This is a genomic window from Sulfitobacter sp. EE-36 (assembly GCF_000152605.1).
Taxonomy (GTDB): domain Bacteria; phylum Pseudomonadota; class Alphaproteobacteria; order Rhodobacterales; family Rhodobacteraceae; genus Sulfitobacter; species Sulfitobacter pontiacus.
The window spans coordinates 2,797,313-2,824,022 of sequence record NZ_CH959310.1; the positions used below are offsets into that span (position 1 = coordinate 2,797,313).

The 26,710-nt window shown below is 61.5% G+C and carries 23 protein-coding genes; 9 read left to right on the forward strand and 14 right to left on the reverse strand.

What is annotated here, in order from left to right:
• The first annotated feature begins 29 nt into the window (after nucleotides 1-29).
• From moaA to EE36_RS16150, 3 genes are read left to right on the forward strand one after another with little or no spacing between them, the layout of a single operon-like run.
• Nucleotides 30-1,037 carry a GTP 3',8-cyclase MoaA gene (gene moaA / locus EE36_RS16140; protein ID WP_005854034.1) on the forward strand — a complete coding sequence of 336 codons (1,008 nt, stop codon included), beginning with the start codon at nucleotides 30-32 and terminating at the stop codon, nucleotides 1,035-1,037.
• A gap of 7 nt (nucleotides 1,038-1,044) precedes the next feature.
• Nucleotides 1,045-2,328: a 3-deoxy-D-manno-octulosonic acid transferase gene (locus EE36_RS16145; protein ID WP_005854036.1), complete on the forward strand. Its 1,284-nt coding sequence runs from the start codon at nucleotides 1,045-1,047 to the stop codon at nucleotides 2,326-2,328.
• Entirely contained in the window at nucleotides 2,325-3,386 is a 1,062-nt protein-coding gene (locus tag EE36_RS16150; protein WP_005854038.1) for a glycosyltransferase family 4 protein, read from the forward strand. Before EE36_RS16145 ends, EE36_RS16150 begins: the two co-directional genes overlap by 4 nt.
• 34 nt (nucleotides 3,387-3,420) lie before the next feature.
• Here EE36_RS16150 and EE36_RS16155 read toward each other — a convergent pair whose 3' ends face one another.
• The 5 genes from EE36_RS16155 to EE36_RS16175 all read right to left on the reverse strand — a co-directional run bounded on the left by EE36_RS16155 (nucleotide 3,421) and on the right by EE36_RS16175 (nucleotide 10,320).
• A complete protein-coding gene (locus tag EE36_RS16155; protein ID WP_005854046.1) occupies nucleotides 3,421-4,584 on the reverse strand; it encodes a M20 aminoacylase family protein in 1,164 nt (387 codons plus the stop codon).
• 67 nt (nucleotides 4,585-4,651) lie between these two features.
• Nucleotides 4,652-5,815 (reverse strand): M20 aminoacylase family protein, encoded by a 1,164-nt coding sequence (locus EE36_RS16160; RefSeq protein ID WP_005854047.1) that lies wholly within the window; start codon nucleotides 5,813-5,815, stop codon nucleotides 4,652-4,654.
• Nucleotides 5,816-5,836: 21 nt separating this feature from the next.
• Nucleotides 5,837-7,183, reverse strand: a complete 1,347-nt coding sequence (locus EE36_RS16165; protein WP_005854049.1) for an FAD-binding oxidoreductase — start codon at nucleotides 7,181-7,183, stop codon at nucleotides 5,837-5,839.
• A 131-nt stretch (nucleotides 7,184-7,314) separates the two neighbouring features.
• Entirely contained in the window at nucleotides 7,315-8,475 is a 1,161-nt protein-coding gene (gene argE / locus EE36_RS16170) for an acetylornithine deacetylase (RefSeq protein WP_005854052.1), read from the reverse strand.
• A gap of 12 nt (nucleotides 8,476-8,487) precedes the next feature.
• Nucleotides 8,488-10,320: an ABC transporter ATP-binding protein gene (locus EE36_RS16175; protein WP_039912316.1), complete on the reverse strand. Its 1,833-nt coding sequence runs from the start codon at nucleotides 10,318-10,320 to the stop codon at nucleotides 8,488-8,490.
• A gap of 309 nt (nucleotides 10,321-10,629) precedes the next feature.
• On the opposite strand from EE36_RS16175, the gene EE36_RS16180 reads away from it, so the two are divergent.
• The 4 genes from EE36_RS16180 to EE36_RS16195 all read left to right on the forward strand — a co-directional run bounded on the left by EE36_RS16180 (nucleotide 10,630) and on the right by EE36_RS16195 (nucleotide 15,747).
• Complete coding sequence (locus EE36_RS16180; protein ID WP_005854055.1) at nucleotides 10,630-12,351, forward strand: peptide ABC transporter substrate-binding protein; 1,722 nt, start codon at nucleotides 10,630-10,632, stop codon at nucleotides 12,349-12,351.
• 138 nt (nucleotides 12,352-12,489) lie between these two features.
• Nucleotides 12,490-13,557 (forward strand): ABC transporter permease, encoded by a 1,068-nt coding sequence (locus EE36_RS16185; protein ID WP_005854056.1) that lies wholly within the window; start codon nucleotides 12,490-12,492, stop codon nucleotides 13,555-13,557.
• On the forward strand, nucleotides 13,550-14,548 hold the full coding sequence (locus EE36_RS16190) for an ABC transporter permease (RefSeq protein WP_005854057.1): 999 nt from the start codon (nucleotides 13,550-13,552) through the stop codon (nucleotides 14,546-14,548). Before EE36_RS16185 ends, EE36_RS16190 begins: the two co-directional genes overlap by 8 nt.
• 164 nt (nucleotides 14,549-14,712) lie before the next feature.
• Nucleotides 14,713-15,747 carry a YeeE/YedE family protein gene (locus EE36_RS16195; protein ID WP_005854058.1) on the forward strand — a complete coding sequence of 345 codons (1,035 nt, stop codon included), beginning with the start codon at nucleotides 14,713-14,715 and terminating at the stop codon, nucleotides 15,745-15,747.
• Between the two features lie 2 nt (nucleotides 15,748-15,749).
• Here EE36_RS16195 and EE36_RS16200 read toward each other — a convergent pair whose 3' ends face one another.
• The 4 genes from EE36_RS16200 to EE36_RS16215 all read right to left on the reverse strand — a co-directional run bounded on the left by EE36_RS16200 (nucleotide 15,750) and on the right by EE36_RS16215 (nucleotide 21,200).
• Nucleotides 15,750-17,033 (reverse strand): DUF3422 family protein, encoded by a 1,284-nt coding sequence (locus EE36_RS16200; protein ID WP_005854059.1) that lies wholly within the window; start codon nucleotides 17,031-17,033, stop codon nucleotides 15,750-15,752.
• 121 nt (nucleotides 17,034-17,154) lie between these two features.
• Nucleotides 17,155-18,054, reverse strand: coding sequence for an MBL fold metallo-hydrolase (locus EE36_RS16205; protein WP_005854060.1), 900 nt, complete (start codon nucleotides 18,052-18,054; stop codon nucleotides 17,155-17,157).
• A 124-nt stretch (nucleotides 18,055-18,178) separates the two neighbouring features.
• Complete coding sequence (locus tag EE36_RS16210) at nucleotides 18,179-19,612, reverse strand: NAD(P)(+) transhydrogenase (Re/Si-specific) subunit beta (RefSeq protein ID WP_005854061.1); 1,434 nt, start codon at nucleotides 19,610-19,612, stop codon at nucleotides 18,179-18,181.
• A 13-nt stretch (nucleotides 19,613-19,625) separates the two neighbouring features.
• The gene (locus EE36_RS16215) at nucleotides 19,626-21,200 is read right to left on the reverse strand and encodes a Re/Si-specific NAD(P)(+) transhydrogenase subunit alpha (RefSeq protein ID WP_005854062.1); all 1,575 of its coding nucleotides are present in this window, start codon (nucleotides 21,198-21,200) and stop codon (nucleotides 19,626-19,628) included.
• A gap of 246 nt (nucleotides 21,201-21,446) precedes the next feature.
• Here EE36_RS16215 and EE36_RS16220 point away from each other — a divergent pair, with 246 nt between their 5' ends.
• Together EE36_RS16220 and EE36_RS16225 are read left to right on the forward strand one after the other, a co-directional pair.
• A complete protein-coding gene (locus EE36_RS16220; RefSeq protein WP_005854063.1) occupies nucleotides 21,447-22,199 on the forward strand; it encodes an SDR family NAD(P)-dependent oxidoreductase in 753 nt (250 codons plus the stop codon).
• A gap of 49 nt (nucleotides 22,200-22,248) precedes the next feature.
• On the forward strand, nucleotides 22,249-22,467 hold the full coding sequence (locus EE36_RS16225) for a hypothetical protein (protein WP_005854064.1): 219 nt from the start codon (nucleotides 22,249-22,251) through the stop codon (nucleotides 22,465-22,467).
• Between the two features lie 4 nt (nucleotides 22,468-22,471).
• On the opposite strand, the gene EE36_RS16230 is transcribed toward EE36_RS16225, so the two are convergent.
• The 5 genes from EE36_RS16230 to EE36_RS16245 form a co-directional block, all read right to left on the reverse strand.
• Nucleotides 22,472-23,248, reverse strand: coding sequence for a gamma-glutamyl-gamma-aminobutyrate hydrolase family protein (locus EE36_RS16230; protein ID WP_005854066.1), 777 nt, complete (start codon nucleotides 23,246-23,248; stop codon nucleotides 22,472-22,474).
• A gap of 74 nt (nucleotides 23,249-23,322) precedes the next feature.
• Entirely contained in the window at nucleotides 23,323-23,748 is a 426-nt protein-coding gene (locus tag EE36_RS16235) for a heme-binding protein (RefSeq protein WP_005854068.1), read from the reverse strand.
• A gap of 85 nt (nucleotides 23,749-23,833) precedes the next feature.
• Nucleotides 23,834-25,975, reverse strand: a complete 2,142-nt coding sequence (locus tag EE36_RS16240) for a malate synthase G (RefSeq protein ID WP_005854070.1) — start codon at nucleotides 25,973-25,975, stop codon at nucleotides 23,834-23,836.
• A gap of 106 nt (nucleotides 25,976-26,081) precedes the next feature.
• Nucleotides 26,082-26,240 carry a DUF2256 domain-containing protein gene (locus tag EE36_RS17405; protein WP_083776474.1) on the reverse strand — a complete coding sequence of 53 codons (159 nt, stop codon included), beginning with the start codon at nucleotides 26,238-26,240 and terminating at the stop codon, nucleotides 26,082-26,084.
• Between the two features lie 113 nt (nucleotides 26,241-26,353).
• Nucleotides 26,354-26,650 (reverse strand): hypothetical protein, encoded by a 297-nt coding sequence (locus EE36_RS16245; RefSeq protein ID WP_005854072.1) that lies wholly within the window; start codon nucleotides 26,648-26,650, stop codon nucleotides 26,354-26,356.
• Nucleotides 26,651-26,710: the final 60 nt, after the last annotated feature.

Below are 26,710 nucleotides of genomic sequence, written 5' to 3' on the forward strand. Positions count from 1 at the left end.
CGGGATGGGCCGATGTTTACCTATGGGATATGAATGCACCTTTGATTGACCCGTTCGCCCGCGCTATCACCTATTTGCGCGTCTCTGTCACAGACCGCTGTGACTTCCGCTGTGTTTATTGCATGTCCGAGAATATGAATTTCCTCCCCAAGAAGGAACTTCTGACCTTGGAAGAGCTGGATCGGCTGTGCACCAACTTTGTCGATCTGGGTGTGCAAAAGCTGCGCATCACCGGCGGTGAGCCTTTGGTCCGCAAGGGTATCATGACCTTCTTCGACAGCATGACCCGCCATCTGGACGCCGGCACGTTGAAAGAGCTGACGCTGACCACCAATGGCAGCCAGTTGGAACGCTATGCCGCCGATCTTTATGCTGCGGGCGTGCGCCGTGTGAATGTCTCGCTTGATACGCTGGACGATCAGAAATTCGCCGACATCACCCGTTGGGGGCGTCTGCCGCAGGTGCTGCGCGGGATCGACGCGGCGCAGAATGCCGGGCTGCGGGTCAAGATCAACGCCGTCGCGCTGAAAGGCTTCAACGAGGCAGAACTGCCGTCGATGACCGCATGGTGTGCGGATCGCGGGATTGATCTGACCTGGATCGAGGTGATGCCCATGGGCGACTTGGGCAACGAGGACCGCTTGGGCCAGTATTGGTCGCTCAAGGATGTGCGCCGCACCTACGAGGAACATTACACCGTCACCGATCTGGCCGAGAATACGGGCGGCCCTGCCCGATATGTCCGGCTGGAAGAGACCGGCCAGAAGATCGGCTTTATCACGCCGCTGTCCCATAATTTCTGCGAAAGCTGCAACCGTGTGCGGATCACCTGCACCGGTGAAATCTACATGTGTCTGGGGCAGGAAGATGTGGCCGACCTGCGCGCGCCCTTGCGCAATCACCCAGATGACGACGCACCCTTGAAAGACGCGATTCGCGCGGCGATCAACCTTAAGCCCAAGGGCCACGACTTTGATTATTCACGGCAAAAGCTGGATGGGCAGATGCCCCGCCACATGAGCCACACAGGCGGCTGACGCGACCGTGTCCGCGCCTTTCCTGTACCGCGCCTGGGTTCTTGCCAGCCGCTGCTTGATCCCCTTTGCCGCCAGCGCAGAGGCGCGCAAGCTGAACGCGCAGGATGTGCCCGCCGCCCGCGCGGGCGAGAAACGCGGCATCGCCACACAGCCGCGCCCAAGCGGCGCGCTCGTCTGGGTGCATGCGGCGTCCGTGGGCGAAAGCCTGTCGGTGCTGGCGCTGATCACCCGCATGGGGCACATGCTGCCCAACGCGCATTTCCTGATTACGTCCGGCACCGCGACCTCGGCCAGGCTGGTGGACCAACGTCTGCCGCCGCGCAGCTTACACCAGTTTGCCCCGCTGGACGCCCCCGGCCCGTTAAAGCGGTTCCTGACCCATTGGCAGCCCGACGCCGCGATATTTGTCGAAAGCGAGATTTGGCCGCAGATGTTGCGACGGACCCACGCGACCGGCGCGCCGATGGCGCTGGTCAATGCGCGCATGTCTGACAAGACGGTCGAGTTCTGGGAGAAATGGCCCCGCACTGCCCGCTACCTGTTCGATGTCTTCACGCTGATCGTGACGCAGAATGACGCGATGGCGCGCAATATGATCCGCATGCATGCCCCCGCCGATCGTGTGTCGCCGGGCGTGAACCTGAAATCCATGGCCGGCCCGCTACCCGTCGATGCACAGGCGCTGGCGGCTGCGCGCACAGCGCTTGGCGGGCGGGCGGTCTGGGTCGCCTCCTCCACCCACGAAGGCGAGGAACGCAGCGTGCTGGACGCACATAAGAAGCTGCTGCGCGAGATCCCCGATCTGTGTCTCATCCTCGCCCCCCGCCACCCCGAACGCGGCGACGCGGTAGAGGCGCTGGTACAGGCTGCGGGGCTGACCGTGCAGCGCCGCAGCCGTGGGGACGCCCCCGGGGGCCAAGTCTATCTGGCCGATACGCTGGGGGAATTGGGCCTCTGGTACAGCCTGTCCGATGTCGTGTTTCTAGGCGGATCGCTGCTGCCCATTGGCGGGCATAACCCGTTCGAGGTGGCGCAATCGGGTGCCGCCGTGCTGTCGGGCAACCATGTTGCGGCCTTTGCGGAAACCTATGCCCAGCTCGAGGCTGAAGGCGCCGCGCGGATCGTGGCGGATGGCGATGATCTGGCCGCCCGCGTTGCCGCGCTCTTGACCAAACCGGACGAGCTGGCGACGATGACCGCAGCCGCTGCCCGCTTCATCGCGGCACAGGATGACCAGCTTGATGCCATCGCCAGCCGTCTGATCACCACATTGAAGTTGGATACCCCATGACGCACCCCCTTGCCCGCACCGATGTGATCGCGCCGAATTTCAAACGCAGGCTCAGCGGCGTCACGGCCACTGTGATGCGGCTGGTGCCGGTCCAATCGCGCGATATCTCTATCGCGGCAACGGGCCCCGTTGTGCCTGATGATGTGCCGCAGGTGCCGCTGGCCTCGCTTGTGACCATGTCGCGCCGCGGGCCGTCGCCGTCGGGCTGGCGGGTCTGGCACGCGCGGCGCAACGTCGAGATGCTGGGCGGGCTGGCGCTGCGCTATCTGCTGGGCAAGCGGCTCAAGCTGATGTTCACCTCGGCCAGCCAGCGTGAACAGACCGGCCTGACGCGCTGGCTGATCCGGCGGATGGATGCCGTTGTGGCGACCTCGGACCGGACCAACGCCTATCTGGAAAACCCCGGCCATGTGATCATGCACGGGATCGACACCGAAGGCTTTGCCCCCTCGCCCGACCGCGCCGCCCTGCGCGCCGAGCTCAAGCTGCCAGTGAACGCGACGCTGGTGGGTTGCTATGGCCGTATCCGCGCCCAAAAGGGCACCGATGCCTTTGTCGAGGCGATGCTGCCGATCCTGCGGGACAACCCCGATGTCGTCGCCCTTGTGATGGGACGCGCGACCGAGAAATACGAGAGCTTCGAAAAGGGCCTGAAAGACCGCGCCCGCGCCGAAGGGCTGTCGGACCGGATGCTGTTCCTGCCAGAGGTGCCTGTGGGCGATATGGCGGATTTCTACCGCGTGCTCGACCTTTACGTCGCCCCCCAACGGTGGGAGGGCTTCGGCCTCACCCCGATCGAGGCGATGGCCTGCGGTGTGCCCGTGGTCGCGACCCGTGTGGGGGCCTTTGAAAAGCTGGTGGTGCAAGGTACGACGGGCCTGCTGGTGGACCCCGATGACATTCCCGCGCTCGAGGCCGCGACGCGCGATGCCCTGTCCGACCGGACCCGACTGGCCGCATGGGCAGAGGCCGGGCGCAGCTATGTGATGTCGGATTTCTCTATCGCGCGCGAAGCGGCGGCGCTGGTCAAAATCTATCGCAAGCTGCTGGCGGCATAGGGCGCGGGTTTCCCCCCGCCCCATGCCTGTGTGATCAGCCGATGGGCATGCGTTGTTCGGCGATACCCGCCCACCAGCTGCAGCCTGCGGGAATGATATCGTCGTTAAAGTTATACATCGGGTGGTGCACCATCGCGGTGTCGCCATTGCCGACCAGAATATAAGCACCGGGCCGCTCTTCGAGCATAAAAGCGAAATCCTCGCCCCCCATGACTAAAGGTGCTTCGTCGCATTGACCCGAGATGCCGCGCGCGACATCCGCCGCGAATTCAGTCTGTTCGTCGTGGTTCACCATCACCGGATAGTTGCGCACGTATTTGACCTTTGCTGTCGCGCCGAAGGTTGCCGCGATGCCTTCGCAAATCTCTGTCACGCGCTTTTCAGCCAGATCGCGCAGGTCATTGGACAGGGTGCGCACGGTACCCAACAGATTCACCCGCTGCGGGATCACGTTGAACGCCTTGGACGAGGATTCGATCGAGGTGATCGAGACAACGATATTGCCCACGGGGTCCGCGTTCCGGCTCACGATGGTTTGCAGCGCGGTGATGATATGTGCGGTGACCACACCTGTATCGATAGTCTCGTGCGGTTTGGCCGCGTGGCCGCCCAGACCCTCGACTTCGATTTCCAGCAGGTCGGTGGCCGCAAAGAACGGGCCGGGGCGGATGCCGAATTGTCCCGCGGGAATGCCGGGCCAGTTGTGCATGCCATAGACTTCCTGAATGCCCCAGCGTTCCATCATGCCGTCTTTGCACATCTCGCGCCCGCCGCCGCCGCCTTCTTCGGCAGGCTGAAAGATCACCACAACAGTCCCGTCAAAATTCCGTGTCTCGGCCAGATACTGCGCCGCGCCCAATAGCATCGCCGTGTGGCCGTCGTGGCCGCAGGCATGCATCGCATTGGGCGTTTTGGAGGCATAGTCCAGCCCCGTCTGTTCGTGGATCGGCAGCGCGTCCATATCGGCACGCAGCCCGATGACCTTGCCCGAGGTGGTGGCATTGCCCTTGATCACGCCGACAACACCGGTACGCCCTATGCCTTCGACAACTTCATCACAGCCGAAGGCGCGCAGTTTCTCGGCCACGGTGGCAGAGGTGCGATGCGTCTCGAACAGGATCTCGGGGTGTTCGTGCAAATCACGTCGCCATGCGGTGATGTCATTGTGCAATTCGGCAAATCGGTTCTTAACGGGCATTTTTCGAAGTCCTTGAAGTCTGTGAAAAAAGGGAACGCGCAGCGCCCCTTTCGGGCAAAGCCGGCGGCTAGGCTGGCAATCTTGTTTCAATCATTTCCGCGAACCAGCTACAACCTGCGGGGATCGCGTCATCGTTGAAATTATACATGGGGTGGTGGACGGTGGGCCCGTCGCCATTGCCCAGCATGATATAGGCACCGGGGCGCTGGTTCAGCATATACGAGAAATCCTCTCCGGCCATGATCGGAGGCGTGTCGCGGTCCACACCGGGGGCGATATTCTCGGCCACATCGGCGGCATAGGCGGTGTTCGCGTCAGCGTTCACGGTGATGGGATAGCCGCGCGTGTAAGTAATGTCGGCAGTGCATTGGTGGGCGGCGCAGGTGTGGGTCACGACTGCCTCCAGCCGGTCCTGCACCAGATCGCGGATGCCCGCATCCAGCGTGCGGACCGTGCCGCGCAGCCGCACGGTTTGCGGCAGGACGTTGTGGCTGTCGGTATCGGACCGCAGGGTACAGACCGACACGACAGCATTCTTGATCGGATCAACGTTGCGTGCGGCGATGGATTGCAGCGCGACAACGACATGCGCCGCGGCAAGGTTGGTATCGATCGCCTCGTGCGGGGCTGCGGCATGGCCGCCCTGCCCGGTGATGATGATGTCGAACTCATCCGCCGCCGCCAGTAAAGGGCCACTGCGGATCGCGAATGCGCCGACGGGATGGCCGGGCATATTGTGCAGCCCGTAGACCTCGTCGATGGACCAACGCTCCATCAGGCCTTCCTCGACCATGACGTTGCCACCGCCGCCGCCCTCTTCGGCGGGTTGGAAGATAAGCACCGCCCGCCCGTCAAAATTACGCGTCTCTGCCAGATATTGCGCGGCCCCCAGCAGGATCGCGGTGTGCCCGTCATGGCCGCAGGCATGCATCTTGCCCGGCGTTTTGGAGGCATACTCAAGCCCCGTCGCCTCGGTGATGGGTAAAGCGTCCATGTCCGCGCGCAAGCCGATGCTGCGCCCCGAGGCATTGGTCTTGCCCTCGATCACCGCGACGATGCCGCTTTGCGCCACGCCGGTGGTGATATCGGTAATGCCAAAGCTGCGTAGCTTCTCTTCGACGAAAGCCGCGGTCTGCGGCAGATCGAATTGCAATTCGGGGATCGTATGCAGGTGACGCCGCCACGCGGTGATGTCGGCATGGGTTTCGGCAAAGCGGTTCTTGATCGGCATCGCGTGCGTTCCTTTTTGTGTCTAGACGTTCGGGCCCAGGATCATCGGGCTTCCATCGGTGAAACGTGCGAGGCGAAAGCGGGTCAGGTCGTGCCCGGCGCTTTGCCCCGTGGCCAGACGCGCCAGAACGCGGCCCATACCCGGCCCGATACCAAAGCCGTGCCCCGACATGCCCGTGCCGATGGTCAGCCCCGGCAGTGCTGCCACAGTATCCACGACAGGTACAATGTCAGGCATCGTGTCGATCATACCCGCCCAGGCAGATTTCAGCTTTATCGGCCCCAGATCGGGAAACATTGCTGAAAAATCACGCAGCAAGCGGCGGATCTTGGCCATATTGGGCGCGGGGTTAAGGATGCGCATCGCCTCGAAGGGAGATGGGGTATCGGCCTGCCAGCGCCGCTTGGTCGCCCAGGCATCGGGAAAGCCTTTGGGCGCAAAAGGGTGAAGCCGTTGACCAAAGGGGTCGGCGCGCAACTGGGTCAGGTAATGGGGCAAGGCGCGAAAGGCGTCAGGGCCCACGAACAGCTCGGGCGCGCCGGGAGGGGCCAGCGTATAGCCGCCATCCTCGCGCCGCCGGAACGCGACCCGCCCGTCCGACACCGCCCCTGCGTAAATTTCAGGCAAGCTTTCGGTCGCCGCCACATTTTCGCGTACCGACAGCTGCGGCATAGCGATACCGTGATTGCGCAGGAAAAGCGCCGACCACGCCCCGCCTGCCAGCACCACCTGCGAAGACGCGATACGCCCCTGTTCCGTGATTACCCCGGCAACCCGCCCCGCCGCGATGTCAAGGCAGCGCACGGCGCAATTCTCGATGATCTGAACGCCCTCTCGCGCGGCGATACCGGCGAGGGCGGGCACCGCGACCCAAGGCTCCGCCCGCATGTCCGACGGCGTGATCAGCGCGCCGATCTGAGGTGTCGCAAGGCCGGGGAACATGGCGGAGACCTCGGCCGCCGTCATCATCCGGCTGTCCGCGCCATTGGCCCGCGCATGGGGCAGCCAGTCTTCGTAGCCCGCAAGCTGTGTCGGCCGTTGCGCCAGATAGGCGATGCCGCCCTGCCGCAGCCCGATATCCACGTTCGTTTGCCCCGCAAGGTCGCGCCAGAGCGCCTGCGCCTCGGCCATGATCGGCATCTCGTCGGGGTCGCGCCCCTGTTGCCGGATCCACCCCCAGTTGCGGCTGGATTGTTCAGCGGCGATGCGGCCCTTTTCCAGCAAGGTGACCGAGTGACCCTCCCGGGCGAGGAACAGCGCCGTGCAGACCCCGATGATCCCGCCGCCGATAACGACGATATCCGACGTGGCTGGCTGGGGGCCGGGATAGGTAACGGGGGTGGTCGTATGGATCGGGAAAGGCTGCATGGGTCAGGCTTTATATTGCGTGGGCGTCGCGGGCAAAACAGGCCTGGATCGGGGGCCAGCCCCCGGTGCCGCGCTGCGGCCCCTCCCCCGGGATGTGATGCCATTTGGAAGAAGGGAGCCGCTGCGCTGTGTCATTTCAAACGGTCAAGCAGGTCGCGCATGAATCTATGGCCGGCCTCGAATTGCGCGACTTCGATATATTCGTTGGGCTGGTGCGCCTGTGCGATATCGCCAGGGCCGCAGATCACCGCGCTATACCCCGCTTCCTGGAACTGTCCGGCCTCGGTCCCGTAGGAGACCTTGTGGCTGGCATTGTCGCCGGTGATCTGGCGCACGAAGGTTTCGGCCAGCCCGTCTTTTTCGGGTTGTAGTGCGGGGACGTCGAAACGGGGGGTGACCTCGATATAGGTTTCGGGGACGACCTCTTGCATCTGCTTTTCGACCTCGCGCACCTTTTCCAGATAGGCGGTGCCCCAGGCGTCTTTGTCTTCGCCCGGCACGACGCGGAAATCCATGGCGAAGTGGCAATCCTTGGCGGTGATATTATGCGCCGTTCCGCCCGAGATCACGCCCACATGGGCGGTGGTAAAGGGCGGGTTGAACATCGCGGCAAGCTCGCTGGGTTTGCGAGCCATGTTCTCGGTGTTCACCTCATTGGCCCATTCGATCAGCTTGGCCCCCGCCATGATCGCGTTGACGCCTGTGTGCAGGAGCGAGGAATGGACCTCGAAGCCGACCACATGGGTGTTGAAGCCCGTGCCGCCCTTGTGGCCTGTAACGGCCTGCATGGTGGAGGGTTCCCCCACGATCACCAGCGCCCCCTTGGGCAGCACCGGTTGCATCGCCTCGATCATCGGAGGGGCACCGGTGCAGCCGATTTCCTCGTCAAAGCTGAGCGCGATCTGGAGCGGGCGTTGCACGTCGGCGTAATGCGCCTCTACCAGTGCCCAGATGGCCAGCGCATCAAAGCCCTTCATGTCGCAGCAGCCGCGCCCATAATAGCGCCCGTCCCGTTCGACCACGGTGAAAGGGTCGCTGTCCCAGGGTTGGCCGTCCACCGGCACCACATCGGTATGCCCCGACAGAACCACCGCGCCCTCTTCCCACGGGCCCACATGGGCGAAAAGCGCATGTTTGGGTTGATCGGGATGGATATAGCGATGAGACGCGATGCCGTGGCTTTCAAGGTAATCGGCCACCCAGTCGATCAGCGGGATATTCGTATCCCGCGACACAGTGGGAAAGCTGACGAGTTTTTCCATCAGCTCGAACGGGGTCATGCGCGCAGTCATTTATGTGGTCCTTTAGTATCCGCTATCGGTGATCAAGACCTGATGGCCGGGGGATACGGTTTTGTAAACAGAGGGTTCCGCGACATAGCTTGTCGGATGGATCGGGGACGGGATCGGCTTGAAGTTCAGCTCGCTTTCCTTTTTGCGACGCCGTGGATCGGCGATGGGGACGGCTTTCATCAGGGCCTGTGTATAGGGGTGCTGCGGGTTTTCAAACACCTGCGACCGCGTGCCCATTTCTACGATCCGGCCCAGATACATCACGCCGACGTGGTGGCTGACCCGTTCGACCACAGCCATATCGTGGCTGATGAACAGGAAGGACAGCCCCATTTCCGCTTGCAGCTCCAGCATCAGATTGACCACCTGCGCCTGAACCGACACATCCAGCGCCGACACGGCTTCATCCGCGACGATCAGCTTGGGGTTCAACGCCAAGGCCCGCGCGATGGCGACGCGCTGGCGCTGACCGCCTGACAGCTCGTGCGGGAAGCGGCGCATGAAGCTGCGCGGCAGTTCCACACGGTCAAACAGCATCTCGATGCGTTTGGTCAGCTCGGCCCCTTTGAGCGTGCCATAATTGTGGATCGGTTCGGCCACCTGATCCGATAGCTGCACCTGCGGATTGAGCGAGGCAAACGGGTCCTGAAAGATCATCTGCATGTCCAGCCGCGCCTTGTGCAGGCCACGTGAATCCAGTGCCATGATGTCTTTGCCATCGAGGTTGACCTCGCCCGATTGGGGTTCGACCAGCCGCAGCAAGGACCGCCCCGCCGTAGATTTTCCGCAGCCGGATTCCCCCACAAGGCTTAGCGTCTGGCCCTTGTTGATGGTAAACGATAGGTCCTCCACCGCATGGACATTGGCGACGGTGCGGCGCAGGAAGCCGCCCTGCACCGGAAAGCGCGTGGTCAGGTTCTTGACCGTCAGCAGCGTTTCCTCTGTGCCCTTGATGGGTTTGATCTCTTTATCCGCAGTTCCGAGCAGTTTCATCGGTTCGGGATAGGGTTTGCCGCGCATCTCGCCCAGCTTGGGCACGGCGGCCAGCAACGCCTTGGTATAGGGGTGTTGGGGATTCTCGAAGATTTCCTCGACCGTGCCTTCTTCGACCTTGTTACCGCGGAACATGACGACGACGCGATCGGCCATCTGGGCGACAACGGCCATGTCATGGGTGATGAACATGACGGCGGTGCCGGTCTCGCGTTTCAAGCGGTCGATCAGCGCGAGGATTTCGGCCTGAATGGTCACATCCAGCGCGGTGGTGGGTTCATCCGCGATCAACAGCCGCGGCGAACAGGCCAGCGCCATGGCGATCACCACACGCTGGCGCATCCCGCCCGACAGCTCGTGCGGGTATTGTGCAAGACGGCGGGCCGGTTCGGGGATGCGGACCTGGGTCAGAAGCTCCAGCGCGCGGGCCTCTGCCTGCGCCTTGGACATGTTCTTGTGCAGGCGCAGCCCTTCGGTCAGCTGGCGACCGACGGTAAAGACCGGGTTCAGCGCGGTCATCGGTTCCTGAAAGATCATCCCGATCTCATTGCCGCGAATATCGCGCATCACATCCTGATCTGTGCGCGCCAAATCGACAGCAGGATCGTTCTGGCGCTCAAATAATAGGCGCCCACCCGCAATTTTTCCGCCGCCGAACTCGACCAGACGCATCAGCGACAGCGAGGACACCGATTTACCCGAGCCGGATTCGCCCACAACGCAGACAGTTTCACCCGCATTGATGTCAAAGCTGACGTTCTCCACACCTAGAACGGGTCCGTCCTGGGTCTGAAATTCGACCCTAAGCTCTTGAATTTGCGCGATTGGTGTCGGCGTTGCCTCGTCTAGCATGGTATTTTCCAGCGCTTCTCGTTTAATCAATTTGACGACGCTAAGGCACTTCGTCATCTGGTGTCAAATCGGTCCAAGGGACCGCTAACATCCGCTGCTTTGGAGGCTTGCATTTTTTTTCAAACCTGTTTCGATGCTTCGACGTTATTGGCGTGGCTGGAAAAACGGGCGTTTTGGCGGGCATCCCTGTCTGTCGCAGCACCCTGCCCCCGGCCGTGATCAAGATTGACGTTTTTGGCATTGCCAGAAAAGACAGACCATAAAAAAAGGCACCTCAAAAAACCAACGGTGTCCAACAAGGAGTAAGCTATGAACATGAAAACCCTGTTACTGGGAGCCGCGGCTTCGGTAGCGATTGCCCCCGCCGCATTCGGCGCCGCCCACGAGGGCGAGCGTGGACGCGACGGCGAGGTGAAAGTTATCTACTGGCAAGCGCCCTCGATCATGACCCCCTATCTGTCGGGCGGCACAAAAGACCTCGAGGCGGCGAGCCTCGTGCTGGAGCCTATGGGCCGCTATGACGAAACCGGCGCGTTGGTCCCCTATCTGGCGACCGAGATTCCCACCGTTGAAAACGGCGGCGTGGCCGAAGACCTGAAATCCATCACCTGGAAGCTGAAAGAGGGCCTGGTTTGGTCCGACGGCACGCCGGTGACCTCGGCGGATCTGAAATTCACCGCTGAATACTGTATGCACCCCGAAGGCGGCTGCGCGCAGGCGTCGAAGTTCGATGGCGTTGAAAGCATCGATATTGTGGATGATCTGACGGTTACCGTTCATTTCACCGACGCCAAGCCAAACCCTTACGGCCCGTTCATGGGCGCGCAATCACCGATCATTCAGGCCGCGCAGTTCAAGGACTGCCTGGGCGCGAAAGCCCCCGAATGTACCGAAGCCAACTTTAACCCCATCGGCACCGGCCCGTTCCGCGTGACAGATTTCCGTCCCAATGACGTGATCCAGATGGAAGCCAACCCCAACTACCGTGACCCCAGCAAACCTGCGTTCGCGACACTGACCCTCAAGGGCGGTGGTGATGCGAATGCCGCGGGTCGTGCGGTGATGGAAACCGGCGAATACGACTATGCCTGGAACATGCAGCTGGCCCCTGATGTGCTGGCGAAAATGGCCGAAGGCGGCAAGGGTCAGGCGATCTCTGCATTCGGGACATTGGTCGAACGGATCGAGATGAACCTGACAGACCCATCGCCGGACCTGCCGGAGGGCGAACGCTCCACCGTGGCGCATCCGCACCCGATCCTGTCCGACTTTAAGGTCCGCAAGGCGCTGTCCATGGCGATCGACCGTCCTTTGCTGGTCGAAGTCGGCTATGGCCAGGCGGGTCGCGCGACCTGTAACCTCGTGCCCGCGCCCGAACTTTATGCCTCCGACAACACCGAATGTCTGACGCAGGATCTGGAAGGCGCGAAAGCTCTGCTGGAAGAAGCCGGCTGGACCGACACCAATGGCGACGGCATCCGCGACAAAGACGGTGAAAAATTGTCCCTGCTGTACCAGACCTCGACCAACGCTGTCCGTCAGGATTTTCAAGCGCTGATCAAAGACTGGTGGAACCAGATCGGTGTCGAAGTCGAACTGCGCAATCTTGATGCGTCGGTCTTCTTTGGGGGTGACCCCGGTTCGCCCGATACCTTCCAGAAGTTCTATGCCGACGTTGAAATGTACGCGAACAACTTTGACGGCACCGATCCGCAGGCTTACCTGTCTGCCTATCGCTGTGGCAACGAGCCCAAGCCTTCCAGCCAGTGGCAGGGTGAAAACATCAACCGTTTCTGCAACGAAGAATATGACGCGTTGCTGGACGAACTGTCGCGCACGGGCGAGTTGGACAAGCGCGGCGAGATCGCCAAGCAGCTGAACAACATCATCACACGTGACACGATGACCATCGTTCCGCTGGTCGACCGTGGTCGGGTTTCCGCTGCGTCCAACACTCTGGGCGGCGTGATCCTGAACACATGGGATTCCGAACTGTGGAATGCCGCCGACTGGTACCGCGTGAAAGAATAATCACGCCCAAGCTCAGAGGAGCACGCAGCGCGCGTGCTCCTCATGACTTGATGCCTGTGTGAATGTGTGCGAAATCGCGCCTCCCTTCGATTTTGACATGCTTCCCCTCCCCTAGACCGACTTGCAAAGGCGCTGTGCATGCTGACCTTCACCATTCGTCGACTACTTTTGTCGATACCAACGCTTTTGTTTATCAGCCTGGTAATCTTCCTGCTGTTGCAACTGGCCCCCGGCGATCCGATGGCCCAGGTGCCGCTGACAGTCCCACCAGAGGTAAAACAGAAAATGCGCGAGGCGCTTGGCCTCGGGCAGCCGATCTATGTGCAATACTATAAATGGCTGATCCAGTTCTTCTGGGTTGAACCGCAGGTCTTCATTGACTGGGCCACCCGCGACAGCTTCCTGCTGGGCTGGCTGCCCGACACCAGCCTGTCGACCTTCATTGACCCCGACACAGGTGCTGTGCGTCCCGTACAGCGTGCAATCAGCTGGCAGACACGCAGCCCGATCATGGATATCGTGATCCAGCGGATGCCGCAGACGCTTTGGGTGGTTGGGCTTAGCTATATCGTGGGCATCCTGATCGCGATCCCGATTGGCATCTATTCGGCTTACCGCCACTATTCGCTATTCGATCAAGCCGGCACCTTTGTCACCATGATCGGCTTTTCGATCCCGCCCTTCTTCACCGGGCCGCTGCTGATCGTGATTTTCTCGGTCTCGCTGGGGTGGTTGCCGTCGATCTACGACACGACCCATGTGGTGACCGACTGGGAGAGCTTCAAAATCCAGTTCATGCAGATGATCATGCCCGTGATGGTGCTGGCGCTGCAAACTACCGCGCAGATCAGCCGCTATATGCGCGGCGCGATGCTGGATAACCTGAACCAGGACTATGTGCGCACCGCCCGCGCCAAAGGGCTGCGCGAGAAATCGGTCGTTCTGGTCCATGTGCTGCGCAACTCGATGATCCCAGTGGTCACAGTGATTGCCCTTGGCATGCCCGCGATCTTTGGCGGCGCGATCATTACCGAGAATGTGTTCAAGGTGAATGGTATCGGTCAGCTGCTGCTGACCGCGCTTTTTGCCAACGACCTGCCGATGGTGATGACGCTGACCTTTATCTTCGCCATCCTCATCGTTCTATTCAACCTGATTGCCGATGTTCTATACGGCCTGCTTGACCCAAGGATCCGCTATGACTGAGCAAGCCACCCCCGCAAGCCCGATCGAGGCCGACATCGAACTCTATGGCGCGCTGGTCGATAAAGAGCCGCAAAAGCCGCCACGCAGCCAGTGGATCGACGTCTGGCAGCAGTTCCGCAAGCACAAGGGCGCTGTCTTTGGCGGAGGCTTCTTGCTGTTCATCACCCTCGCGGTGTTGTTCGGCCCCTACCTTTGGGATGTCGACCCCAAGGCGTTGGATATCCGCAACAAGAACTGGCGCCCCGTGTATCAACTGCTGTTCGACAGCGAGGCCAAGGCCGGTTGGGCACACCCCTTTGGCACCGACCAGCTGGGCCGTGATATCATGGCACAGATGATCGCCGGCGGGCGCGTGTCTATGGCGGTGGGCTGGCTGGCCATGGGACTGGCGCTGGTCATCGGTTCGGCCATCGGCGTCATCTCGGGCTATTTCAAACGGCTCGATTTCTGGCTGATGCGCTTTACCGATCTGGTTCTGTCGCTGCCGATCCTGCCGCTGACGCTGCTGGCGGTGACCCTGTTCCGCCAACCGCTCAACGCACGGTTTGGCCCCGAAGGCGGGATGTTCATCCTGATCGTCGGCATCATCGGGCTGACCTCGTGGATGCAGACCGCGCGGATCGTGCGCGGCGACATTCTGGCGCTGAAAGAGCGCGAGTTCATCCTCGCCGCGCGGTCCATCGGGACGCGGTCGGGCAAGATCATCCGCAAGCACCTGCTGCCCAACGTCATCTCTCCGATCATGGTCTCGGCCACGCTGGGACTGGCGACCGCGATCATCACCGAAAGTGCGCTGAGCTTTCTGGGCGTCGGCTTCCCGTCGGACTATCCGACATGGGGCAAGCTCTTGTCCGATGCTGTGTCACGGATGCAGGAATTCCCCGAGCGGGTGATCCTGCCCGGCGTCGCGATCTCGCTGACCGTGCTGAGCGTGAACTACCTGGGCGATGGGCTACGTGACGCGCTGGACCCGCGGTTGCGCGGACGGTGATCCGGATCGGACTGTCGCCTTTTGGGGCTTCTGTCGGGTCTGAGTATTTGAAAAAGGGTGAAGGGGGGCTGCGGCCTCCCTTTGTCATGGGGGCGCAAAAGGCTTGAACTCAGGCGGTTTCCGCGTCAGGGAACTGTCGTGCTGTCGTCAAGGGGATCACGGGGATGTTTGAACAATTCGGTTTTGAGACCACCACACCGCAACAAGCGGCTGTCTGGTTCGCGCTGGCGGTTGGGGTGATCTTTGGCATACTCGGGCAGATCACCAAATTCTGTTTTCGCCGCTCGCTGATTGGCGAGGACCGGCGCGCCGCAAAAGGGGTCTGGCTGACAGCGCTGGCCTTTGCCGTGCTGGGGACGCAGTTCGCGGTCGCCATGGGCTGGATCAGCTTTGCCGAACACCGCTTTATGGTGCCGGATGTGCCCTATCTGGCGATTGGCATCGGCGGCCTGCTTTTTGGCGCGGGGATGGTGTTGACGCGGGGCTGTATCTCTCGGCTGACCATTCTGGCGGGCTCCGGCAACTTGCGCGCGGCCTTGGTCGTGGTTGTGTTTGCGGTCGTGGCCCATGCCACGTTGAAAGGCGTGCTGGCTCCGATGCGCGTGGCGCTTGGCGGTGTGGCCCTTGGGCTTGGCGATTACGTCAGCCTTGCCGCCCTGCCCGGGGGGGTGATGCTATGGAGCGGGCTGATCGTGGTGGCGGCCCTTGCCGTGGCGCTGCGATCGGGCAACCGCTGGACCCATCTGGTGATGGCGGCGATGATTGGCCTGCTGGTCCCGCTGGCCTGGGTCGGGACGGGGTTTATCCTGTTTGACGAATTCGACCCTATCGCGATGGAAAGCCTGTCGTTCACCTCTCCTTCGGCCGATGCGCTGTTCTGGGTGGTGGCCAGCAGTTCGATCCCCGCGGGCTTTGGCGTCGGGCTTTTGGGGGGCGTGGCCTTGGGGGCCTGCGCGTCGAGCCTGATCTTTGGCGGCTTTGGCTGGCAGAGTTTCGAGACACCCGCCCAGACGGGCCGCTATCTGGCCGGAGCAGCGCTGATGGGTGTGGGCGGTGTATTGGCGGGCGGTTGCACGCTGGGGGCCGGATTGTCCGGCGTGCCCACGCTATCCCTTGCCGCGATCCTTGCGATTGTGATGATCGGTGTTGGCGTGCTGGCGATGCATGCCACCCTGCGTGCCACCCCGGCGGGCAGCTGACCCTATTTGATCTTGTGGCGCAGGCGGCGCAGCAGCCCCCAGACCAACAGCACGACCACCGGGACGGCCACTGCCGTGAGCGTGCCCTTGCTGACCCCGATACGGTCGGCCAGCGGGTAAAGCATATAGCCCACCAGTGACACCGCGTAATAGCTGATCGCGACCACGGACAGCCCTTCGACCGTGTGTTGCAAGCGCAGTTGCAGGTCAGAGCGTTTGTCCATGCTGGCCAGTATCGCCTGATTTTGCGCGGATCGTTCCACATCAACCCGTGTCCGCAACAATTCGGCCGCGCGGCTGGCGCGGGCGGACATTTTATTGAGCCGTGTTTCCGAGGATGTGACCGTACGCATCGCAGGCTCGTAGCGGCGCATCATGAATTCATCAAACCCTTGCCGCGCCATGAACCGTGTTTCGCGCAGGGCCCCTATCCGCTGTGCCACGATGGCTTTATACGCCTCTGTCGCGCCCAGACGGTAAGACGCATCGGCCGAAAGCGCCTCTAGCCCGACAGAGATATCCAGCAGCCGGTGCAGCGTGTCTTCGGCCATGGCAGAGGTGCCTGCCATACCCGCCATCAGATCGTTCAGCTCTGCATCTATACGGTCCAACTGGCCCGCGAATTCGCGCACCTTGGCAAAGCCAAGCATCGACATGGATTTATAGGTCTCTATCTCGCACAGACGTTGCACGATGCGGCCCAAGCGGCGGCTGCCCGTGCCTTCGCTGGCAAAGACCGCCATGCGCATGTGACCCGCGGGGTCGATACGGAAATCGCTGGCGATGACGGCCGCATCTTCAAGCACCGATGCCACGGCGAGGCTTTCGGGGACGAACCAGTCTTGCAACGCCTCGGCGATCTGCGCGTCCTGTGGCGGACGGGGCACCAGCCGCAGCAGAATAGAGGTGATCCGCTGCGCGTTCAGGCCCGCGCGCCAATCCTGCGGGAAGACATCAAACTCTGCCGGATCAAAGGGGCGCTGGCCGAGCTGATCCAGAAACACCGTATAGGTCACGAACTCGGTATGCTGCTCCCACTTCAGCGTATATTTTCCCATCGGGCCGAAATAATGGGTCGCGTCCGCGGCGGGCAATGGCGCACCATAATGGGCCAAGAGATCACGGAGCTGTTGCAGATCGGCAGAGCGGTCCCGCCGCGCGGCCTCCCCCAAGGGGCGCACGGCCAGATAGGCCGCAACATGGGGCGCGGTGAGCGAGGGGAACGGGCGGGCGTGCAGCTCGCTATTGAGCGTATAGCGCAGAGGGTGATCGTCGAGGGCGGGCACGATGCGGGCTTTCTACAAGGGGTCAATCAAAGCAGTCTATCGTGACCACCGCCATTCGCCTAGATATATTTCACATATCTTTCATAGGGTTAACCGTATACCGCGGAATACCGGAACCGTTTCAGAACCGGTTGACCGGTATCTTGAGGTAAGCGTGACCGTCATCTTCCGCCTCCGGCAAGCGCCCTGCCCTAAGGTTCATCTGCAAGACATGCAGCATCCGGTCGGGCAGCGCGAGGGTCTTATCCCGCGCCTCGCGCTGGTCGACGAAGCTTTGCTGCGACACGCCACCGCCGATATGGGCGTTGTGCCGGCGTTGTTCGGCCACGGTGGATTCCCACATGGGTTGGCTGCGATACTCGGTGCCATAATCATGGCCGATGAACAGGCGCGTGGCATCCGGCAAGGCAAGGATATCCTGCAGGGACTGGTAGAGTTCAGCCGCGGTGCCCCCCGGGAAATCGGCGCGCGCAGTGCCCACGTCAGGCTGCATAAAGCTGTCATGTACAAAAGCCGCGTCAGAGCCTACAACATAGGTGATCGACCCCAACGTATGCCCCGGCGACAACATCACCCGCACGGGCAGCTCGCCGATGGTGAATGTATCGCCATCCTTGAACAGGTGGTCGAAATCGGCGGCGGGGTCAAAGGCGTCGGGCATGTTGTAATAGTCACGCCAGAGCTCTGCGATCTCTCTCACCTTGGCCCCGATGGCATTGGGCTTGTTCAACCGCTGTTTCAATACGTGTGAGGCCATGAGATGGTCCGCATGGGGGTGCGTGTCGAGGATCCATTCGATCTCGTAGCCCGCGGCTTCCGCGTGGCGCACGATGGTATCGACATGCTGCGTGTCAGTCGCCGCACTTTGTGGGCTGAAGCCCAGAACCACGTCGATCGCCGCCGCCTTTGAGGTCGCCGGATCAGCCACCAGATATTGGATGCTGCCGGTATCGTCATCGTAAAAGCCGGTCACTTCAGGGGAACCGGGGCCGGTCGAGGGGCTGGTGCGTGAAAATTTCATATTCAAATCCTCCTATATGACAATTCAACACGTGCCACCGCCTTGAGTTCCACTGCCTTCGCCCCAAAAGCAAAAGGGGCGGCGCATTGCTGCACCGCCCCTTGGTTTGTCGTCTGTCGTGTAATCAGTCGATCAGCGGCAGCAGCTTGTCGAGGCTCGCCTTGGCGTCGCCGTAAAGCATCCGCGTGTTGTCCTTGAAGAACAGCGGGTTCTCGATGCCGGAATAGCCTGTCCCCTGCCCGCGTTTGGACACGATGACGTTCTTGGCCTTCCAGCATTCCAGAACCGGCATACCGGCGATGGGGCTGTTGGGGTCGTCCTGTGCGGCAGGGTTCACGATGTCATTGGACCCGATCACGATCGCCACGTCGGTCGACGGGAAATCATCGTTGATCTCGTCCATTTCCATCACGATGTCATAGGGCACTTTGGCCTCGGCCAGCAGCACGTTCATGTGACCCGGCAGACGCCCCGCAACGGGGTGAATGGCGAAACGCACGTTCTTGCCTTTTGCCCGCAGCTTCTTGACCAGCTCGCTTACCGCTTGCTGCGCCTGAGCGACCGCCATGCCGTAACCGGGGATGATGATGACGCTGTCGGCCTCGTTCAGCATGGTGGCAACACCGTCAGTGTCGATCGCGACCTGCTCGCCCTCGACCTCCATCTGCGGACCGGATGTCCCGCCGAAACCGCCGAGGATCACGCTGACGAACGACCGGTTCATCGCTTTACACATGATGTAGGACAGGATCGCACCAGACGAGCCGACCAGCGCGCCCACGACGATCAGAAGATCGTTGCCAAGGCTGAAACCAATCGCCGCCGCAGCCCAGCCAGAGTAGCTGTTCAGCATCGACACAACCACGGGCATATCCGCGCCGCCGATGCCCATGATCAGGTGGTAGCCAATGAACAGCGCCGCAAGGGTCATGATGAACAGCGGCAGGAAGCCACCGGTGTTGAAGTACCAGATCAAGCAGAGCAGCGACAAGCCAGCCGCCGCCGCGTTCAGGATGTGACCGCCGGGCAGCTTGGTCGCCGCCGTATCCACGCGCCCCGCCAGCTTACCATAGGCGATGACCGACCCGGTAAAGGTGATGGCACCGATAAACACGCCGAGGAACAGTTCGACCCGCAGGATCGCGATCTCGACGCTGTCTTTCTTGGCCAGCAGCGCTGCGAACCCTTCGGTCGCCTTGCGGGCGGTTTCATCCATCGCCAGCACGTTGCCCAGTTCGATATGCGCGTTATAGCCGACGAAGACCGCCGCCAGACCCACAAGGCTGTGCATCGCGGCAACCAGTTCGGGCATCTGCGTCATCTGCACTTTTGTCGCCAGTTGATAGCCGATGGCACCGCCACCCGCGATCAGGATCAGCGACAGCAGCCAGAAGCCGGCCCCCGGCCCGATCAATGTCGCAGCCACGGCCAAAGCCATGCCCACGATCCCGTACCATACGGCACGTTTTGCACTTTCCTGCCCCGACAGCCCGCCAAGGCTGAGGATGAAGAGGATGGCGGCGACTACGTAAGCCGCTGTTGTAAAACCAAAATCCATTTACCTGAACCCTTTACGATTTTTGGAACATGGCAAGCATGCGCCGTGTCACGAGGAAGCCACCAAAGATGTTGATCCCGCACATAAAGACCGACAGCGCGGCCAGAATAATCACCAGGAACGACCCGGACCCGATCTGCATGACCGCCCCCAGAATGATGATCGACGAAATCGCATTGGTCACAGCCATCAGCGGTGTGTGCAGGCTGTGTGCCACACCCCAGATCACCTGGAAGCCGATAAACACGGAGAGCACGAATACGATAAAGTGCTGCATAAAGCTGGCTGGCGCGACCAGACCCACTGCCAACAGCAGCACGCCACCGATGGCCAGCAGGCCGACCTGATTGCGGGTTTGCGTCTTGAACGCGGCCACTTCGTTGGCGCGTTTCTCTTCCGCTGTCAGCTCTTTCGGCTTGTCTTTCTTCGGCGCCGCCGCAATTGCCGCGACCTTGGGGGGCGGCGGTGGGAAGGTGACTTCCTTGTCATGGGTGATGGTCGCCCCACGGATCACGTCGTCTTCCATGTTGTGGTTGACCACACCGTCTTTTTCCGGCGTCAGATCGGTCATCAGGTGACGGATATTGGTCGCATAAAGCGTCGAGGCCTGCGTTGCCATCCGGCTGGGGAAATCGGTGTAGCCGATGATGGTCACGCCATTCTCGGTCACGATTTTCTCGTCCATCTTGGTCAGCTTGCAGTTGCCGCCCTTTTCCGCCGCCAGATCGACGATCACCGACCCGGGCTTCATCGCTGCGACCATATCTTCGGTCCACAGTTCAGGCGCTTCGCGGTTGGGGATCAGGGCGGTGGTGATGACGATATCGACCTCGGGGGCCAGCTCGCGGAATTTGGCCAGCTGTGCCTCGCGGAATTCAGGCGAGGAAACAGAGGCATAGCCACCGGAGGCAGAGCCGTCCTGCTGCTCTTCCTCGAAATCGAGGTAGACAAACTCGGCCCCCATCGATTCAACCTGCTCTGCCACTTCTGGACGCACGTCAAAGGCCAGCGTGATCGCGCCAAGGGATGTGGACGTGCCGATTGCGGCCAGACCGGCAACACCGGCACCGACAACCAGAACCTTCGCCGGAGGCACCTTGCCCGCCGCCGTGATCTGACCGGTAAAGAAGCGGCCAAAGTTGTTGCCTGCCTCGATCACCGCACGGTAGCCCGCGATGTTCGCCATGGACGACAGCGCATCCATCTTTTGCGCGCGGCTGATCCGGGGGATCATCTCCATCGCGACGACAGTGGTGCCTTTCTCGGCCGCCTCTTTCATCTTGGCCTCATCGGCCACAGGGCTAAAGAAAGAGATCAGCGTCTGGTCGGACCGCAGCATCGCCATTTCTTCGGTGTTGGGGACGCGGACCTTGGCCACGACATCCGCCGTCTCCCAAAGCTCGGCCGCCGTGTCGATCACCTCTACCCCGGCTTCGACATATTTATCGTTGGAAAAACCAGCCGCCTCGCCTGCGCCAGCTTCGATCATACAGCTATGACCAAGCTTTTGCAGCTGCAGCGCTGATTCCGGAGTCATCGCAACGCGATTTTCCCCTTCAAATGTTTCTTTTGGCGTCCCGATCTTCAATCCAGAGTCCCCCGTTTGTGCTTCTACGCCCAGTGTGGCGCAATAATATTACCCAGAGCGATAGCGCTTGGGTTCCTATAGTACAAGAGACGGACATAATTAGAACAGCGTTTTGCAGCGTCAATAGCGCTAACAGCCCGATTTTTAGGTTTACGACGTTGCGTGAAAACCCGCGCGCCCTTGCACCTGCCCCCTGCTGCCGACAGCATGCCCCCCATGATGATCCATTTCATAAGGGAGAGCAGAATGGACCTACAGGGAAAACACGCGCTGATCACGGGCGGCGGCACCGGCATCGGGCTGGACATCGCGCGGGATCTGGCCGCACGGGGCGCACATGTGACCATCACAGGCCGCCGCCAAGAGGTGCTGGACGAGGTCGCAGGCGATAACATGACCGGCATGGCCATGGACGTGCGCAGCGAAGAAGACGTGGTCGCCAAGATCGCCGCCGCCGTCAAAGCCCACGGCCCGATCCAGATCTGCATCCCCAACGCCGGCATCGCCGAGGGTAAGGCCGTGCATAAGACCGATATGGAATTCTGGCGCAATATGATGTCGACCAATCTCGACGGTGCTTTTCTGACCATCCGCGAATCGCTGAAAACCATGCGCGATACCGACTGGGGCCGCGTCATCGCGATCTCTTCGATGGCGGGCCTGAAGGGGCTGCCTGGGGCTGCGGCCTATTCGGCGTCGAAACACGGGATGATCGGTTTGGTCAAATCGCTGGCGGCGGACTATCTGGGGCAACCCTATACGTTCAACGCGATCTGCCCCGGCTATGTCGACACGCCCATCGTGTCGCGCAATACGGCGTCGATCTCGGAACGTGCTGGTATCTCGGAAGAAAAAGCGCGCGCGATCATGGTCAACTCCAACCCGCACAAGCGTCTGATCGAGGTGTCCGAGGTCACAGCCGCGGCCGCATGGCTCACCGGTCCGGGGTCGCAAAGCATCAACGGTCAATGCATCCAGGTCACCGGCGGCGAGATGTAATCCCCCACCGGTCATGATTTGTTAACTTTGGGGCGGCTAAGGTCGCCCCATGCACAAGATCACATACCCGATAGCCCCGCCCCCAAGCGCCGTCGCTTTTCAAAGCTGCCGCAAACGGCACCGCCAGCACGCGGGCAAACCGCGCGCGCCGCAGCCAAGATCTGCCGCGCCGCCGGATTTCGTCTGGCAGAAGATCGACACGCTGACCGCCCGCTATCTAGCAAGGACAGGCCGCTTGCATGTGCCGCGCATCACGCTGTCGGGGTAACCTGTCAGGCAGATTTCAACATTCGCTGATGCTTGCTGTCCGCCCAGGCCTGCGCCGCCGCACCAAAGCGTTCGAACAGGGGACGCGACACCGGATCATTGCCCGCGTCCCATTCTGGGTGCCACTGCACGGCAAGGGTGAACCCCGGCGCGTCCTTGATATATATCGCCTCTGGCGTGCCGTCTTCGGCAAAACCGTCGATCACCACACGCGGACCAGCCGCCTTGATCCCCTGCCCGTGCAAGGTATTCGTCCGCACCTTCGGGGCCCCCAAGACCTCGTGGAAGACGCCCCCTTGGGTAAAGGTCACGTCGTGGCGCAGCTCGAACTTCTGCTCCATCGTGCCATCGGGGGGCATGCGGTGGTTCATACGGCCGGGTAGCTCACGGATTTCGGGGTAAAGCGTGCCACCCATGGCGACATTCACCTCTTGGAACCCCCGGCAGACACCAAAGAACGGCTGCCCGCGTTCAACGCAGGCGCGCACCAGCCCCAGAGCGATAGCGTCGCGCGCACGGTCAAAGGTGCCATGCGCCTCGGTCGCGGGTTCGCCGTATTCCTCGGGGTGCACATTGGGCCGCCCGCCGGTCAGCAAAAAGCCGTCGCAGGTTTCCAACAGCTCTTCCACCGACACAAGCGACGGGTCGCTCGGGATGATCAGGGGCAAACAGCCAGACACCTGCGCCACCGCGATGGTGTTCATCGTGCCGGCGGCGTGGATCGGATATTGATCGTTCAACAGGCTGGTGTTTCCGACAATACCAACAACAGGACGCGCCATATTCAGCCTCAGAGTTTGATTTCGCTCAAAGCCTACCGCGTCCTCAATCCGACCTCAACACCCCAAAGCGGGCGTTATTCCTCGCCTTTCAGCCCTGCCGCTTCGATCCCTGCCAGCGCTGCTTTGACGTCGTTGTCCGAGGTATCCCCCGTCACGCCCAGCGCGCCAATCACGACGCCGGCGTCATCGCGCAGCAGCAAGCCGCCCGGCACAGGCACCACCGCCCCGCCATACACACCGTTCACTGCCGCCATGAAATAGGCCTGCTGTTCGGCCCGCGCCATCTGCGCGCGCCCTGCCATCCCCAGCATCACCGCGCCATAGGCTTTGCCGTGGGCGATTCCGAAACGCCCCGGTGCGGCACCGTCTTCCCGCTCGAAGGCTTGCACGTGGCCGCCCGCATCAAGCACCACTGCCGACAAGGGCTTCAGCCCCAGCTCATGCCCCTTCTTGAACGTCTCGGCGATCATCGTGCGCGCCTGCTCTAATGTGACTGCCATGCTATCCTCACTATTCCTTCATTTTGCCAACTAAACTCCGGGGAGCGCGAGGGGCTGGCCCCTCGCCCTTTCCGAAACTTCAAACTCAGCCCTGCGCGGCTTTCAGTTCCAACCGGCGGGCATGCAGGACAGGTTCGGTATAACCCGAAGGCTGCACGCGCCCTTTCAGCACCAGATCGCTGGCTGCCTGAAACGCGATGCCGTCAAAACCCGGTGCCATAGGCTGGTACAGCGGATCGCCCGCATTCTGCCGGTCCACGACAGCGGCCATCTTCTTGAGGGCTGCCGTGACCTGCTCTTCCGAGATCACCCCGTGGTGCAGCCAGTTCGCCAGCGCCTGAGCCGAGATACGGCAGGTCGCGCGGTCTTCCATCAGGCCGACGTCATGGATGTCTGGCACCTTCGAGCACCCAACACCCTGATCGACCCATCGCACAACATAGCCAAGGATGCCTTGGGCGTTGTTCTCAACCTCCTGCGCGACATCCGCGTCCGACAGGTTACGCCCGTCCAGTACCGGAATGGTCAGCAAATCGGCCAGCGTGCCACGGGCCCCTCCCTGTTTGATCTCGTCCTGACGCGCAAGCACGTCGATTTTGTGGTAGTGCATCGCGTGCAGTGTGGCGGCCGTGGGCGATGGCACCCAAGCGCAGTTCGCACCCGCTTTGGGGTGACCGATCTTGGCCTCCAGCATCGCCTCCATCAGATCCGGCATGGCCCACATGCCCTTGCCGATCTGGGCACGTCCTTGCAGGCCGCAGGCCAGACCGATATCAACGTTGCGATCCTCATAGGCGCTGATCCAAGGGGCGTTTTTCATCTCGCCCTTGGGCACCATCGGCCCTGCCTCCATAGAGGTGTGGATCTCGTCGCCGGTACGATCAAGGAAGCCGGTGTTGATAAAGGCCACGCGAGATTTGGCCGCGCGGATACACTCCGCGAGGTTGACCGAGGTGCGGCGCTCTTCATCCATGATGCCCAGCTTGACCGTATTGGCAGGCAGACCCAGCACGGTTTCCACGCGGGTAAATATCTCATCAGCAAAGGCCACTTCCTCGGGCCCGTGCATCTTGGGCTTAACCACATAGACCGATCCCGCGACCGAGTTGCGCATGCCCCCGGTCTTTTGCAGATCGTGCATCGCGATCAGCGTGGTGACCATGGCATCCATCAGCCCTTCACCAATCTCGCGCCCGTCGCGGTCCAGAATGGCGGGGTTGGTCATCAGGTGGCCGACATTGCGCACCAGCATCAGCGACCGCCCCTTGATCGTCAGCGCGCTGCCGTCTGGCGCGGTATAGTCGCGATCCCCGTGCATCTCGCGCGTGACCTGCTGGCCGCCCTTCTCGAAGGTTTCCGACAGATCGCCTTTCATCAGCCCCAACCAATTCCCATAGGCCACGACCTTATCCTCGGCGTCCACGGCGGCGACGCTGTCTTCACAATCCATGATCGTAGACATCGCGGATTCCAGCAGCACATCCGCCACGCCTGCCGGATCGGTCTTGCCGATGTTATGCGCGGCGTCGATCCGGATTTCGATGTGCAGCCCGTTGTTGCGCAGCAAGATCGCCTCGGGCGCGGCGGCATCGCCACGATAGCCGACAAACTGTGCCGGATCTTTCAACGCAGGTGTCAGTGCGCCGTCAACCACGGCATAGCCCGTTACATCCGCGTGACTGCCTGACGCCAGCGGCACCGCGTCATCCAAAAACGCCTTGGCCTGCGCCACGACCCGTGCACCACGGTCCGCATCGTATCCCTTGCCCTGCGGCAGATCACCCAAAGCGTCGGTGCCGTAATAGGCGTCATACAGGCTGCCCCACCGCGCATTGGCGGCGTTCAGGGCAAAGCGGGCGTTGGTGATCGGCACCACCAGCTGCGGGCCGGGCACCTGAGCGATTTCAGGGTCGACGCCTTTTGTGTCAATCTCGAACGCGGGGCCTTCGGGCACCAGATACCCGATCTCGCGCAGAAAGCTTGTGTAGGCGTCCGCATCATGAGGCTGGCCGGCCCGTTCTTTATGCCAGCTGTCGATCTTGGCCTGCATGTCTTCACGGGTCTGCAACAGCGCGCGGTTCGTGGGGCCAAGGTCATGTACCAGATCGCTGAGCCCCGCCCAGAACGTTCCCGCATCGATGCCGGTGCCGGGCAGTGCTGCACCCTCGATAAAATCAACCAGTTCGGCGGCAACCTGAAGGCCGTTTTTGTCGGTACGCTGTGTCATCTCATAGCTCCTGTCGCTCGCGTGGAATTTGCTTTGCGACAAGACTTAGAAGGTATCCCCCCGTGGAGCAACATGTATTGGTAAAATCATCTTACCAATGCAGCCCCTACCGAGCGCCAACTGCCCCCCGTGCCCTGCGGCATCGGTCAGAGCAGTATTTCACCGTCTCCCAATCGCGCGCCCATTTGCGACGCCAGCTAAAGGGCAGCCCGCAGCTTTGGCATATCTTGGTCGGCAGATCTGATTTCTTGCGCATTTTCGCCATTGCGCCTTACCCCCCCCGGATGATCCCTATCATCATAAAAAACGGCAGGCCTTGTCGCCAAGGTCTGCCGTCCAAATCATTAAATCTTCAATCGTTAAAAGCGCTTATAAAACTCAGTTGCTTTCGTTTGTCCCCGGTGCGACGGGATCCACAGGCGCTGCGTTGGTATCGTCCGCCTGCGTTGCGCCGCTTGTGTCTTCCTCGGTCACCGCGGGGACGGTGCTGTCAGTGGTAATGGCCTGCGTGCCTTCTTCGGCAGCGGGTTGACGGTCTTCGCGACCGTTGTCGATCAGGATGAAGCCAAGAATGGCCGTAATCACGATGCCGAAGATCATCGCGCCTTTGACGCCAAGCAGCGCGGGTTTGTGCTGTTTCTCTTGTTTGTCGATATTTGTGTCGGGTGCAGACATGATGCCCTCCGATGGGTTCGGTGAAAGTTGATCTTCTCGGGTGGCGACCTTGCAGGTGCC

Coding starts and splice junctions, on each gene's coding strand:
- moaA (WP_005854034.1), top strand. CDS start 30: ATGAATGCACCTTTGATTGACCCGTTCGCCCGCGCTATCACCTATTTG.
- EE36_RS16150 (WP_005854038.1), top strand. CDS start 2,325: ATGACGCACCCCCTTGCCCGCACCGATGTGATCGCGCCGAATTTCAAA.
- EE36_RS16155 (WP_005854046.1), bottom strand. CDS start 4,584: ATGCCCGTTAAGAACCGATTTGCCGAATTGCACAATGACATCACCGCA.
- EE36_RS16160 (WP_005854047.1), bottom strand. CDS start 5,815: ATGCCGATCAAGAACCGCTTTGCCGAAACCCATGCCGACATCACCGCG.
- EE36_RS16165 (WP_005854049.1), bottom strand. CDS start 7,183: ATGCAGCCTTTCCCGATCCATACGACCACCCCCGTTACCTATCCCGGC.
- argE (WP_005854052.1), bottom strand. CDS start 8,475: ATGACTGCGCGCATGACCCCGTTCGAGCTGATGGAAAAACTCGTCAGC.
- EE36_RS16175 (WP_039912316.1), bottom strand. CDS start 10,320: ATGCTAGACGAGGCAACGCCGACACCAATCGCGCAAATTCAAGAGCTT.
- EE36_RS16180 (WP_005854055.1), top strand. CDS start 10,630: ATGAACATGAAAACCCTGTTACTGGGAGCCGCGGCTTCGGTAGCGATT.
- EE36_RS16185 (WP_005854056.1), top strand. CDS start 12,490: ATGCTGACCTTCACCATTCGTCGACTACTTTTGTCGATACCAACGCTT.
- EE36_RS16190 (WP_005854057.1), top strand. CDS start 13,550: ATGACTGAGCAAGCCACCCCCGCAAGCCCGATCGAGGCCGACATCGAA.
- EE36_RS16195 (WP_005854058.1), top strand. CDS start 14,713: ATGTTTGAACAATTCGGTTTTGAGACCACCACACCGCAACAAGCGGCT.
- EE36_RS16205 (WP_005854060.1), bottom strand. CDS start 18,054: ATGAAATTTTCACGCACCAGCCCCTCGACCGGCCCCGGTTCCCCTGAA.
- EE36_RS16210 (WP_005854061.1), bottom strand. CDS start 19,612: ATGGATTTTGGTTTTACAACAGCGGCTTACGTAGTCGCCGCCATCCTC.
- EE36_RS16220 (WP_005854063.1), top strand. CDS start 21,447: ATGGACCTACAGGGAAAACACGCGCTGATCACGGGCGGCGGCACCGGC.
- EE36_RS16225 (WP_005854064.1), top strand. CDS start 22,249: ATGCACAAGATCACATACCCGATAGCCCCGCCCCCAAGCGCCGTCGCT.
- EE36_RS16230 (WP_005854066.1), bottom strand. CDS start 23,248: ATGGCGCGTCCTGTTGTTGGTATTGTCGGAAACACCAGCCTGTTGAAC.
- EE36_RS16235 (WP_005854068.1), bottom strand. CDS start 23,748: ATGGCAGTCACATTAGAGCAGGCGCGCACGATGATCGCCGAGACGTTC.
- EE36_RS16240 (WP_005854070.1), bottom strand. CDS start 25,975: ATGACACAGCGTACCGACAAAAACGGCCTTCAGGTTGCCGCCGAACTG.
- EE36_RS17405 (WP_083776474.1), bottom strand. CDS start 26,240: ATGGCGAAAATGCGCAAGAAATCAGATCTGCCGACCAAGATATGCCAA.
- EE36_RS16245 (WP_005854072.1), bottom strand. CDS start 26,650: ATGTCTGCACCCGACACAAATATCGACAAACAAGAGAAACAGCACAAA.